10 protein-coding genes are annotated in these 12,525 nt (G+C 41.0%); all 10 read right to left on the minus strand.

All coding sequences use genetic code 11. The annotated features are described in order from the left end of the window. Positions 1 to 241: 241 nt before the first annotated feature. A complete protein-coding gene (locus BMZ22_RS06780) occupies positions 242 to 4,534 on the minus strand; it encodes a PolC-type DNA polymerase III (protein WP_090083454.1) in 4,293 nt (1,430 codons plus the stop codon). 123 nt (positions 4,535 to 4,657) lie between these two features. Further along, the gene (gene rseP, locus BMZ22_RS06785; protein ID WP_090083456.1) at positions 4,658 to 5,917 is read right to left on the minus strand and encodes an RIP metalloprotease RseP; all 1,260 of its coding nucleotides are present in this window, start codon (positions 5,915 to 5,917) and stop codon (positions 4,658 to 4,660) included. A gap of 69 nt (positions 5,918 to 5,986) precedes the next feature. Further along, positions 5,987 to 6,781, minus strand: a complete 795-nt coding sequence (locus BMZ22_RS06790; protein WP_090083458.1) for a phosphatidate cytidylyltransferase — start codon at positions 6,779 to 6,781, stop codon at positions 5,987 to 5,989. Between the two features lie 12 nt (positions 6,782 to 6,793). Beyond that, on the minus strand, positions 6,794 to 7,555 hold the full coding sequence (locus BMZ22_RS06795; protein WP_090083460.1) for an undecaprenyl pyrophosphate synthase: 762 nt from the start codon (positions 7,553 to 7,555) through the stop codon (positions 6,794 to 6,796). Positions 7,556 to 7,870: 315 nt separating this feature from the next. Continuing rightward, a complete protein-coding gene (gene frr / locus BMZ22_RS06800; protein WP_090083462.1) occupies positions 7,871 to 8,428 on the minus strand; it encodes a ribosome recycling factor in 558 nt (185 codons plus the stop codon). A 2-nt stretch (positions 8,429 to 8,430) separates the two neighbouring features. Further along, the gene (gene pyrH, locus BMZ22_RS06805; protein WP_090083464.1) at positions 8,431 to 9,153 is read right to left on the minus strand and encodes a UMP kinase; all 723 of its coding nucleotides are present in this window, start codon (positions 9,151 to 9,153) and stop codon (positions 8,431 to 8,433) included. Between the two features lie 138 nt (positions 9,154 to 9,291). Then, the gene (gene tsf / locus BMZ22_RS06810; RefSeq protein ID WP_090083467.1) at positions 9,292 to 10,176 is read right to left on the minus strand and encodes a translation elongation factor Ts; all 885 of its coding nucleotides are present in this window, start codon (positions 10,174 to 10,176) and stop codon (positions 9,292 to 9,294) included. An 86-nt stretch (positions 10,177 to 10,262) separates the two neighbouring features. Next, positions 10,263 to 11,027 carry a 30S ribosomal protein S2 gene (gene rpsB, locus BMZ22_RS06815; RefSeq protein ID WP_090083470.1) on the minus strand — a complete coding sequence of 255 codons (765 nt, stop codon included), beginning with the start codon at positions 11,025 to 11,027 and terminating at the stop codon, positions 10,263 to 10,265. Positions 11,028 to 11,222: 195 nt separating this feature from the next. Next, positions 11,223 to 11,645 (minus strand): DUF6115 domain-containing protein, encoded by a 423-nt coding sequence (locus tag BMZ22_RS06820; protein ID WP_090083474.1) that lies wholly within the window; start codon positions 11,643 to 11,645, stop codon positions 11,223 to 11,225. Between the two features lie 28 nt (positions 11,646 to 11,673). Then, positions 11,674 to 12,465, minus strand: coding sequence for a FliA/WhiG family RNA polymerase sigma factor (locus BMZ22_RS06825; protein ID WP_090083477.1), 792 nt, complete (start codon positions 12,463 to 12,465; stop codon positions 11,674 to 11,676). Positions 12,466 to 12,525: the final 60 nt, after the last annotated feature.

A 12,525-nucleotide genomic window follows, 5' to 3' on the forward strand; every position in this document is an offset into this window, starting at 1 on the left:
ACCAACCATAGCGAAGGAAATACACGGAGACTCCAGCGGGAGCAGAGGCATAGGTGAGACAACGAAGCGCCCCAGCACAAGGGGGCTCACCAGCCGCCCGCGGAAAGCGGAGTGTATTTCCGGAGCGGTGGCATAGCACTTACTGAAATCAGTAGGAAGAACCTTCACTACGTTGCAGTTTACATCAATTGCGAAGGTTTGAGCAGCTCAATTCTATGTTTAAAATTAAACCTTAAATTATCTAAAATAATGATAATTGGTTTTTATCAGCCATTCCTTCCAGACAGCCATGATTATCAAGGTATTCCAGCACTGTCTTGGAAATTTTGCTCCGCTGGCGGAGGTCTTCTTTAGACAGAAATTCACCTTCTTCGCGTGCATTCACTATATTAATGGCAGCGTTTGTCCCAAGTCCATCCACTGCGTCAAACGGCGGGATCAACGTATTACCGTCAACAATGAATTCCGATGCTTTTGATTGATATAAGTCAACTTTTTGGAATGAATATCCGCGCTCACACATTTCAAGTGCCACTTCCAAAACTGTCAATAGACTTTTTTCCTTTGGTGAAGCATCGTTGCCTTTAGCAGTAATAGCTTCAATGCGTTCTCTGATGGCAGCTGACCCTTTTTCCATTGTCTCCAGCTCAAAATCGCCTGCCCGGATAGAAAAGTAGGCTGCATAAAAGTAAATTGGGTAATGAACTTTGAAATATGCAATCCGAACTGCCATAAGCACATAGGCTGCAGCGTGAGCTTTAGGGAACATATATTTAATTTTTTTACAGGATTCAATGTACCAATCAGGCACGCCATTCTTTTTCATTTCGTCGATCCATTCATCTTTCAACCCTCTGCCTTTACGCACGTATTCCATTATAGTAAAGGCGAGAGAAGGTTCAAGCCCTTTATGGAGCAGATAAACCATAATATCATCACGGCAACCAATTACATCCGGCAGTTCACAGATACCTTCATTAATCAATTCTTCTGCATTTCCCAGCCAGACATCTGTACCATGTGATAAGCCAGATATAATTAAAAGTTCTGCAAAGGTATTGGGTTTCGTATCCTCAAGCATCTGCCTTACGAAACGTGTGCCAAACTCCGGCACACCCAATGTACCTGTTTTGCAATTAATCTGTTCTGGTGTCAGTCCGAGTGCTTCCGGACCCGAAAATATTTTCATAACTTCTTCATCATCTGTCGGAATTGTTTTAGGATCAATACCGCTTAAATCCTGAAGCATTCGAATAACCGTGGGATCATCATGACCAAGTATATCAAGCTTTAATAAATTATCATCAATAGAATGGAAGTCAAAATGGGTTGTCTGCCATTCACTGTTTCGATCGTCAGCCGGATACTGGATTGGTGTGAAATCGAAAATCTCCTTATCTTCCGGTACGACAATAATGCCCCCCGGGTGCTGCCCGGTTGTCCGCTTTACGCCTGTGCAACCTTGTACAAGACGGTCAACTTCTGCATTTTTATAAACCAGCTGCTTATCTGACGCGTAACCCTTCACATAGCCATACGCTGTTTTCTCAGCTATCGTTCCAATTGTCCCCGCGCGATATACTTTTTCTTCACCAAACAAAACTTTTGTATAATTATGGGCTATCGGCTGATACTCCCCGGAGAAATTCAAATCAATATCCGGTACTTTGTCACCTTTAAAACCCAGGAAGGTCTCAAACGGGATATCATGACCATCTTTTAACAAATTTGTCCCGCATTCCGGACATGGCTTATCCTCTAAATCAAAACCATTTGCAATTGAGCCATCGGTAATAAATTCGTTGTAATGGCATTCAGTGCATACATAATGCGGCGGCAATGGATTGACTTCGGTGATCTCCGACATAGTAGCAACAAGCGAAGATCCGACAGAACCACGGGACCCCACCAAATATCCATCATTAAGTGATTTTTTAACAAGCTTATGCGAAATTAAATAAATAACTGAAAAGCCATGCCCGATAATGCTCTCCAATTCCTTCTCAAGCCTGTCTGTAACAATTTCGGGGACTGGATCACCATAAATCTGCTTAGCTCTATTGTAACAAAGGTCTCGTATCTCTTGTTCGGCACCCTCAATCGTTGGTGTGTAAAGGCCTTCCTGAACCGGTGATACATCTTCAATTCTGTCTGTCAATGCTTTGGTGTTATTCACAACGATTTCTTTAGCTTTGGCTTCACCCAAAAACCCAAAAATTTCAAGCATCTCATTGGTTGTCTTGAAAGATGTATCCGGAAGTGTTTGTCTGTTTAAAGGGTTCCCGGCTTGAGATGCAATCAGTATTTGCCGGTAAATTTTATCATGTTCTTCGAGATGGTGAACGTTCCCGGTCGCTAATACTGGTTTGTTAAGACGCTCTCCCATCTCAGTTAATTTCGTAATAATATCCAAAATTTGAGACTCATTCTGTACAAGTTCTTTTTCAATTAAGTGTGCGTAATTAGAAGGCGGCTGGACTTCAATATAGTCATAAAATTCAGCTGCTTTTTCTGCTTCCTCTGCTGATTTCTGCATCATAGCCTCAAACACTTCACCTTGATCACATGCTGATCCGACAAGAATCCCTTCCCGATGCTTTTGTAAAAGTGATCGTGGTATTCTTGGCACACGATAAAAATAGTTCACGTGGGCATAAGACACTAACTTGTACAAATTTTTCAGACCTTCTTGACTCTGAGCAATCAATATACAATGTGATGGCCGTGAACGTTTATAAGCGTCACCTTCACCCATATGGTTGTTTAACTGGTTATGGTTTGTTATCTCTTTTGCAAGGAGACCTTTCACCAATTTCCATAGAAGGTAACCTGTTGCTTCAGCATCGTATATAGCCCGGTGATGTTGTGTCAATTCAATATCCAAGTGCTTACACATCGTGTTGAGGCGATGGTTTTTCAGCTGTGGATACAAGAATCGTGACAGTTCCAGCGTATCAATAACCGGGTTAGCGGTCTTCTCATAATTGATTCGTTGAAAACCCTGGTTTAAAAAGCCGATGTCAAAGCTGGCATTATGAGCTACAAGAACACTATCTTTCATCCATTCATGAAAATCCCTCAACACCTCGTCAACTTCTGGTGCCTCCCTGACCATATCATCAGTTATGCCGGTTAGATCCGTAGTAGTCTGGGATAAAGGGTGATGCGGGTTGGCGAACGATTCAAACCGGTCAACTATCTCGCCTTTATGAATCTTAACTGCTGCAAGTTCAATAATCGTATCGTAAACGGCTGAAAGTCCTGTCGTTTCCACGTCAAATACGACATAGGTTCCATTCTCCAAATCGGTGTCCTTTTCGTTATAGGCTATTGGGACACCGTCGTCAACCAGATTAGCTTCGACACCATAGATAACTTTAATGCCATGCTTTTCGCCGGCGGCATGTGCTTCGGGAAAGCCTTGTACACCTCCATGGTCAGTTATGGCTATCGCTTTATGCCCCCAATTCGCAGCTTTTTCAATAAGTGCAGACGGTGAAACCACAGCGTCCAGCTGGCTCATTGTGGTATGAGCATGAAACTCAGTGCGCTTTTCTTCTTCAGGAGCCGTATCCTGCCGAGTTGCCACTTTAACTTCATGAATATCATTTGCCATCATGGCCAACTCATTCGTATACATATCCGTCTGAATACTTCCCCTTGCTTTTATCCACATGCCTTCTTTTAATTGTTCGAATGCAGCTGCGTCTTCATCACCTTTTGAAAACATTTTTATCTGAAGTGAATCTGTATAATCGGTCGCTTTTACAATGAGCAAACTTCTCCCGGAACGAAGCTGTCTGATTTCTGTTGAAAAAACATAGCCCTGAACCGTGACACGCCGTTCTTCTTCCTGGATTTCCGCCATCTGCAGCGGTTCGTCCTGGATTCTATAGCCAAGCATAAACGGCTTGTTTTGTTCCTCATTTTGTTTTACTTTATCCCGTTCCTCTTTTTCTTTAACCGTTTTTAAAACAAGCTCCTGATCTTCCAGCGCCTTCTGCTCCCTGAATTTTTTCACTGCTTCCATTTCAGGCTTTACATCAATTTGAATCTGGTAAGTTTTTGCACCAATTTTTTGGCAGAAATTTTTAAATGGTTCTTCAAGCCTCTTCTTTAGCGCGTTTCCTTCAGCTTCATTCCTGGCAGTTAACATAATTTTATTATTGTCTACTTCCGGGGTCTGATTTAAAACTAAGTCTTTATAAGCAGGTGACAAATTGGAAACAGATTGGAGGAATGTCTGCCAATACGCGCATACAGTGTCGTTATCGCACGTTTTATCTTCAGTGTACAATGTCAGGTCAATTTGCGCAAACTGCTGAAATGTTTCCTGCAGCCTGGCATTTAATAGCGCATATATTTCAGTCGGCAGCAAATATTGTACTTGAATATGAAAATGCCATTTTTTTGATTGTTTATGAACTTCCAGTTTTATTAACTTACTTTCTATGAAATATTTTTCTATGTAATTTTTGGGGATTTCCAGCTGTTTCAGCAACAAAGCCATTTTTTCTTGTTTTGAAATATCCATTACCTTTTTTCCTCCAAGTTATAGGTCAGTAATTGTGATAGTGATAGAAAACCCTTGCCACTAATTTTTAGACAAGGGTTACAGCTAAAGCAAGTGTTAACTTGACACTTTCTTAATTAATATTTACAAAAATAACCGCTGAATATCATTCCAGGTGACGACAATCATTAATAGCATTAATAAAGCGAAACCAACAAAGTGAACGATACCTTCTTTTTGAGGATCCATTGGTTTGCCTCTAACTGCTTCAATTCCCACAAACAGCAGCCGCCCTCCATCAAGAGCGGGAATTGGCACTAAGTTTACGATACCTAAATTGACACTTAAAATAGCCGTCCACATTAGGAAAGTCACGAAACCGGATTGGACAACTTGATCAGTTGCATCATAAATACCTACAGGTCCCGATAGTGTTTCGATCGGTAACTGCCCGGTTATAAGCATACCAAGGTTAGTTAGTATCAATGTTGTTGTATCGTAGGTCTGTTCAAATCCATACTGAAATGTTCCGAAAAAGGATTTTTCAAAAGCTCTCTCAACACCAGCCTGCCCGATTGTGATGCCTTGTCCTTCTATTTTGGCAGGCGTTATCGTTAACGTTTCGGTTCCACCATCACGTTGAACGGTCATTGTCAGTTCTTCTCCCGGATTGTCCTGGACAACTGTGGTAAATTCTTCCCAGGTTGAAATTGCATTGCCGTCAATTTGTACAACTTCATCTCCGACCTGGAACCCGGCTTCTTCCGCAGGCGTATCAGGGACTACGCCGGATATTTGTGCTTCATCAACCGGTACACCCTGACTGAATCCAACGATTAAGAATATCACAATAGCGAGTATAAAATTCATCATTGGGCCTGCGAATAATTGCATGGCACGTTTACCGACACTTTTGGAGGCAAACTGCCGGTCGTATGGAGCAATTTGGGTTTCTTCCTCATCCATTACGAAGGACGCTTTCCGATCAATCTGAAAGCTTAATTTTTCATGTTCTTCGTCCGGTTCATAGCCTTGAATTATCAGGTCGTGATCCAAATCAGCATGTTCAACCTCGATAATACGAGCGTTGGGATGCTTTGTTTTATGATTAACAATAATTTTGTTTACTTTTTCATCTTTATCGAATTCTAAACCGATGTGTTGTCCCGGCTTCAATTCTATTATTTCCGGATCTTCACCGGCAACACGCACATAACCTCCGATTGGAAGCAGACGGATTGTATAGACTGTTTCATTTTTTGTAAAAGCGAAAACCTTTGGACCGAAACCGATCGCAAATTCACGAGCAAGCATTCCAGCCCGCTTGGCAAATATTAAATGACCAAATTCATGTATGAATACAAGCAGACCGAACATAAATATGAACGCTATAACTGTGGTCAATACAAGCACCGCCCTTTTTCATAATAGAGATTATTTCAATTACACGTTCTCTTGTTCTTATCGGGACACTTACGCAAAGAAATTGATGAAATGGAGAACAGGCAAAACGAAAAGCAGACTGTCAAGACGGTCCAGTATACCACCATGACCAGGCAATAAGTTACCTGAGTCTTTAACATCGTAATGACGTTTAAACGCTGACTCCACCAAATCACCAATTTGTCCTGTAACTGATGCCAATACAGTTACTGCTATCACAATTATCATATCATACGAAAAAGGGAAGGCAATATGAAAAGCAATTCCAACCAGGACAGAAAGCACTATACCGCCTACTGCACCCTCAATCGTTTTATTCGGACTAATCTGGGGCCATAACTTATGGTTGCCCAGAGCCCGTCCGAAAAAATAGGCACCAGTGTCAGTGGCCCATATTACAACCAGAACATAAAACAGGTTGATAAGGCCGTCAGAACTTTGACCATCTCGTGTTTGTATTAAGTAAAAAAATCCCATTCCGACATAAATAAGCGAAAGTAATACAAAACCAGCATCATCAAAGGTAAATTTATTCTTCACCAACACTGTGTATGACAACATAATTAAAACGAATAAGATAATCAGTTCGGTGTTTTCAATACTGGGTAGTATACCCGCCGTTTCTGGCAGCAATAAGAGCAATAAGAAAAAAACTGCCAGGATGACTGGAACATAATAATTGGTTATTTGACGCATGCGCGTGAGTTCAACTAACGCAATCACTGCCAGCAGACCCACAAATATTTCAAAAATAAATCCGCCAATAACAACCAATGGTATAAAAATAACAAAGGCTATAATAGCTGTTTGAATTCGCTGTTTCATTTGTTTTGCTCCTTATACGCCTCCATACCGCCGTTTTCTCTGCTGATAATCATCCAGCGCCTGTACAAAGGTCTCTTCTTTGAAATCGGGCCAAAGAACATCTGTGAACCAAAATTCAGAGTATGCGATCTGCCATAACATAAAATTGCTCAGCCGCTTTTCACCACTTGTCCGTATTAGAAGATCCGGCTCTGCAAGCCCTGTCGTATACAGATATTCCGAGAACCGCTGTTCATCCAGCTTATCAAATGACAATTCGTCATTCTCCATATCCGTAATAATTTGTTTGACAGCTTGCAATATTTCAAATCTACTTCCATAGTTTAAAGCAAAATTAAGTATTAATCCATCGTTGTCTTTTGTTTTTTCTTTTGCATAATCGACTGCTTCTTTCGTATGATCGGGAAGCATGTCGACATACCCCATTGTTTCAATTTTAATATTATTTTCCATTAATTCAGGCAAGTATATATGTAAAAACTCTTTAGGGAGCCTTAAAAGGTAGTCAACCTCTGACTTTGGGCGCCTCCAGTTTTCAGTTGAAAACGCATATAACGTCAGAATCTCAACCTGGCATTTAGACGCTGCTTTAGCGATTTGCCTTACAACATCCATTCCCTCTTTATGGCCTGCAACACGTGGTAAACCACGTTTTTTTGCCCACCGGCCATTTCCATCCATAATGATTGCAACATGTTTTGGGATAGTATCCAATTCCGGTGTTTCGTTCAGTTTCGTTTTTTTATTGTTAAAAAAGGGAAGTCTCATTGACATGATTTGTCCTCCGATAGCATTGATGAAACATTGATATAACCAATCACTTTCAAATCTGAAAACTAAAAGAGACGGGTTATTATTATCATATTAGGCTGAGATATCATTATATCACTGTTAGTCAACATTTTATTAAAAACCTTTAAAATATCCGAAAAACCCGGCTTGCCAATACAAGCAAAGTTTTTCCCATATTTTAAAGCTATTGTATGTATGGCTGCTTCTGTCCAAACCACTATTGAATCTATATAGCCGGAAACAAAAGCCCTCTTGGTCAAGAGGGCTACAGCATCATATTTGACTACACCTTCATCGTTATACTTCCAATATTTCCTTTTCCTTGTTTTTAACAAGCTGGTCAATTTTATCAATGTGCTTGTCGGTTTCTTTTTGCACGTTATTCTGTTCTTTTTTAAGTTCATCTTCGGTCAAATCATTATTTTTTTCGGCTTTTTTCAATTGATCGTTTGATTCACGACGCACATTTCTGACTTGGACACGGGCTTCTTCAGCATATTTGCCGACAACTTTCACCAATTCTTTGCGGCGTTCTTCGGTTAACGCTGGTATATTAATTCGAATAACATTGCCATCACTTGATGGGGAAAGACCTAAATCAGCTTTTTGAATAGCTTTTTCAATGTTACTTATGGCTGATTTGTCAAAAGGTGTTATGACTAAAAGCCTTGCTTCCGGTGCCGAAACCGTTGACAACTGATTCAGTGGTGTCGCAGCACCATAATAATCAACAACAACACTATCTAAAATTGCCGGGTTAGCGCGTCCGGCACGTACTGTTGCCAGACTTTTAGAAAAGGCCTGAACAGCTTGCTCCATTTTACTCCGCGTTTCTTTAATGGTTTGATCGGACATCATCAGTCCCCCCTTATTGTTGTACCAATTGGCTCGCCTCGAACCACACGTTTAATGTTGCCTTCTTCCGTAATCGAAAATACGATTAATTGAATGTCATTGTCCATACATAATGAGGAGGCAGTAGAATCCATTACGCCCAGTCCCTCATTCAGCATTTGCATATAGGAAATTTCCGTGTATTTTTCTGCATCGTTATTCACTTTTGGATCATCTGAATAAACACCGTCAACATTGTTTTTAGCCATTAAAATAACTTCTGCTTCGATTTCAGCAGCACGCAATGCCGCTGTTGTATCAGTTGAAAAATAAGGATTTCCGGTGCCTGCAGCAAAAATGACAACACGTTTTTTTTCAAGATGGCGTATTGCCTTTCTCCTGATATATGGTTCGGCAACCTGCCGCATTTCAATTGACGTTTGCACACGAGTTGGTATGCCGTTGTTTTCCAGACTGTCCTGGAGTGCCAGAGAATTCATAATTGTTGCCAGCATTCCCATATAGTCAGCGGTGGCACGATCCATTCCCATTTCACTTCCGACTTTGCCGCGCCAGATATTGCCGCCGCCAACAACGACAGCTACTTCCACTCCAAGCTCCGCAACTTCTTTAATCTGTGATGCGACCGACTGAATCACTTGTGGTTCAATTCCATAGCCTTGTTCGCCGCTTAATGCTTCGCCACTTAATTTTAACACAATTCTACGGTATCGGGCTGTTGTCATGATTACCTCCATCGGAATTCTAATATGTTAAATAGCAATAAAGTGAACTTTATATCAGTGAAGGGACATCCCACTGTTGTGATCAAGCATTAGCGAAATAGGGAACCACTTTCCGCGTTCCCTATTCCAGCTGCTTTATTATTTATTCATTTGGTTTTTTACTTCTTCAGCAAAGTTTTCTTCACGTTTTTCCATTCCTTCACCGACTGCATAGCGTGCGAACGTCTTAATTTCTGCACCTTTGTCAGATACATATTTTTTCACTTTTTGATCAGGATCTTTCACGAAGTCCTGTTCAAGGAGACAAATTTCTTCATAGAATTTGCCCAAACGGCCTTCAACCATTTTTTCGACAATATGCTCGGGTTTACCTTCGTTCAATGCTTGGGTCTTCAGCATTTCACGCTCACTGTTAACCTCTTCTTCCGGAACTTCATCTTTGGATACGTAACGAGGGCTTACAGCTGCTGCATGCATAGCGATATCTTTGGCGAGATCCTCATCAGTTGTACCTTCCAACAGGGTTAAAACACCTATTGATCCGCCCATATGAAGGTAAGCGCCGAATGCGTCGTTATCAGTCTTGTTCATTAAAGCGAAACGGCGGAGTGAAATTTTTTCTCCTATTTTACCTACAGTTGCATTGATGTAGTTTTCAACGGTATCACCATCACCGTGCAACGGTTGGGATAAAGCTTCTTCAACAGTCTTAGGTTTTTGTTTAACAAGATGCTTGCCCAATTCAAAAAGAAGCTGTTTAAACTGATCGTTTTTTGTTACAAAGTCTGTCTCACAGTTCACTTCCAAAAGTACTGCTGTATTTCCGTCGGTCTCTATGTGAGCCAACCCTTCGGCGGCAATACGATTTGCCTTTTTGGCAGCTTTTGCCATTCCTTTTTCACGCAGGAATTCAACTGCCTTGTCCATATCTCCGTCAGTTTCCTGCAGTGCTTTTTTACAATCCATCATACCGGCTCCGGTTGATTCGCGAAGCTCTTTAACTAGTTTTGCGGAAATCGCCATGGTGAATCCTCCTTAAAGTTAAATCGTTTCCTTGTAAAAAAGGTGATAAAAGGCTCATATCCCCTTATCACCTGTCCTTTTAAACATTACTCATTATTTGTTTCAGTTTCTGCAGCAACCGCTTCTTCCTCAGCCTGCTCTTCTTCAGAAGGAGCTTCTTCTGTTTCCTCGCCTTGCTTCACTTCCAGAATAGCATCTGCCATTTTGGACGTCAGCAATTTGACAGCACGGATTGCGTCATCGTTTGCCGGTATAACATAATCAATTTCATCCGGATCGCAATTCGTATCAACCATTGCAATAATCGGGATGTTCAATTTATGTGCCTCCGCAATTGCAATACGCTCTTTACGTGGGTCAATAACAAACATTGCGTCAGGAAGTTTATTCATTTCTTTGATGCCGCCAAGGAATTTAACAAGACGATCTTTTTCTTTTAACAGACCGACTACCTCTTTTTTCGGCAGAACATCAAATGTGCCGTCCTCTTCCATACGCTCAATATCTTTCAAACGGTTGATTCGCTTGCGGATTGTTTGGAAGTTTGTCAACGTTCCGCCCAACCAGCGCTGGTTAATATAAAACATGCCGGAACGTGTCGCTTCATCACGCACTGAGTCCTGTGCCTGTTTCTTTGTACCCACAAAAAGAACAGAGCCGCCGTTTGCAGCAATATCTTTTACATAATTATACGCTTCATCAACTTTTTTAACAGTCTTTTGCAAGTCGATGATATAAATCCCATTCCGCTCCGTGAAGATATATTTTTTCATCTTCGGATTCCAGCGGCGAGTCTGATGTCCAAAATGAACACCTGCTTCCAGCAATTGTTTCATTGAAATAACTGACATAAAAAAATCCTCCTAATGGTTTTTTCCTCCGCTTCAGATCATTTTTGCATAAGACCACAGCTTATTTTCCGTGTTGGAAAAAGCGGATGTAATGGCACCCAATATGCAAATCACTAAGCGTGTGTATTTATGCTCGCATTTTTTGCGAACACAGCTTTACACCAAAAATAAATATATCATAACAAACAGGACCAATCAAGCATTATTATGAGCTTTCTTATTAAATTTTATAATTAACTCAGCTTCAGTTTTCCCACAGTTTAATTGTCGGGCTATATTTTCAATCTCTAGCCCCCTATCATAAAGCTGTAACACTTTCGCTTCAAGCGACAGCTTGCTGTCATCTGCCACATGGTCTGTTGCGGGTGTGTAGGCGGATGAATCAGTTTTATCGGCTGCCGCTTTTGTATCCGGCTCAACGCTGGTTTCAGCTTGGGAAAGGGTGGTTTCGAGCAGACGATTTTCTTCTTTTATTTCTTTCAAATATGTCTCCATCAGCTTCGTTACGTCATCTGAGCGACCCTGCTTTAATATCTGTACTTGTTTAAATAGTTGATAGAATGCTGTCAAAGTTATTAAGTGAATCAGCAAACTTAAGACCAATAACATCGACGTCATGATGTCCCCCTTTGTTTCCATTAAACCATTATTGAGTTGACTGGTTCGAATTTGCTTGCAGTTTTTGAAGCGACTTTCGCATTTTGAAAAGAGCCTTTCGGTGTATCTGCGAGATTCGGGAAGTCGTCAACTCAAGTACATGACCGATTTCTGTCAGTGTTAGCTCTTTGTGGTAGAAGAGACTGACGACCATTTGCTCGTTTTGATTAAGCGATTGCATGCTCTCAATCAAATCTGCTTTCAATTCTCGCTTAACCAATTGTTCATCAGGCTGTAAAGCAGATTGGTCAGGTATAGAATAACCAATACCTTCATTGTGGTCACTCGTTTTATTTGGTTTTTCCTCGATTGATAAGATATTGGCCACCAGCGTATCACGTGTGATTTCCTCTACTTCTTTTGCTGTTAACTTTAACCGTTCAGCAATTTCTTCCGAGGTTGGTTCGCGTTGGAAATATTGTTCTAATTCCTGGGAGACTTGTTCAACCTTTTTCGTTTTATCTCTAATTGATCGTGGCAGCCAATCTTCTTTCCGCAACCCATCAAGAATAGCCCCCCGCACCCGAAAGGAAGCATACGTATCGAACTTCAAATCACGCTCATGCTGAAACTTTGTCAACGCATCATACAACCCCATCAATCCAAAGCTTTTTAAGTCATCTCTGCTTACTCTGGCAGGCAAATTGGAGGCAATCCTTTCAACATGATAACTGACGATGTATGTATAGTAATCTATTAATTGATCGGCAGCAGACCGATCGTTATTTTCCAGCCAATGTTTCCACAACGTCTGTAATAGAGGAGATTCATCGGTACTCATATTCACAGCTCCTCCCTTATTTAAACTATCAAGCTTTGTACGGTTGTTTTAACGTTCTAA

This window comes from Lentibacillus persicus (genome assembly GCF_900112705.1).
GTDB classification, from domain to species: Bacteria; Bacillota; Bacilli; order Bacillales; family Amphibacillaceae; genus Lentibacillus; species Lentibacillus persicus.

Coding starts and splice junctions, on each gene's coding strand:
- BMZ22_RS06780 (WP_090083454.1), bottom strand. CDS start 4,534: ATGGATATTTCAAAACAAGAAAAAATGGCTTTGTTGCTGAAACAGCTG.
- BMZ22_RS06790 (WP_090083458.1), bottom strand. CDS start 6,781: ATGAAACAGCGAATTCAAACAGCTATTATAGCCTTTGTTATTTTTATA.
- BMZ22_RS06795 (WP_090083460.1), bottom strand. CDS start 7,555: ATGTCAATGAGACTTCCCTTTTTTAACAATAAAAAAACGAAACTGAAC.
- frr (WP_090083462.1), bottom strand. CDS start 8,428: ATGTCCGATCAAACCATTAAAGAAACGCGGAGTAAAATGGAGCAAGCT.
- pyrH (WP_090083464.1), bottom strand. CDS start 9,153: ATGACAACAGCCCGATACCGTAGAATTGTGTTAAAATTAAGTGGCGAA.
- tsf (WP_090083467.1), bottom strand. CDS start 10,176: ATGGCGATTTCCGCAAAACTAGTTAAAGAGCTTCGCGAATCAACCGGA.
- rpsB (WP_090083470.1), bottom strand. CDS start 11,027: ATGTCAGTTATTTCAATGAAACAATTGCTGGAAGCAGGTGTTCATTTT.
- BMZ22_RS06820 (WP_090083474.1), bottom strand. CDS start 11,645: ATGACGTCGATGTTATTGGTCTTAAGTTTGCTGATTCACTTAATAACT.
- BMZ22_RS06825 (WP_090083477.1), bottom strand. CDS start 12,465: ATGAGTACCGATGAATCTCCTCTATTACAGACGTTGTGGAAACATTGG.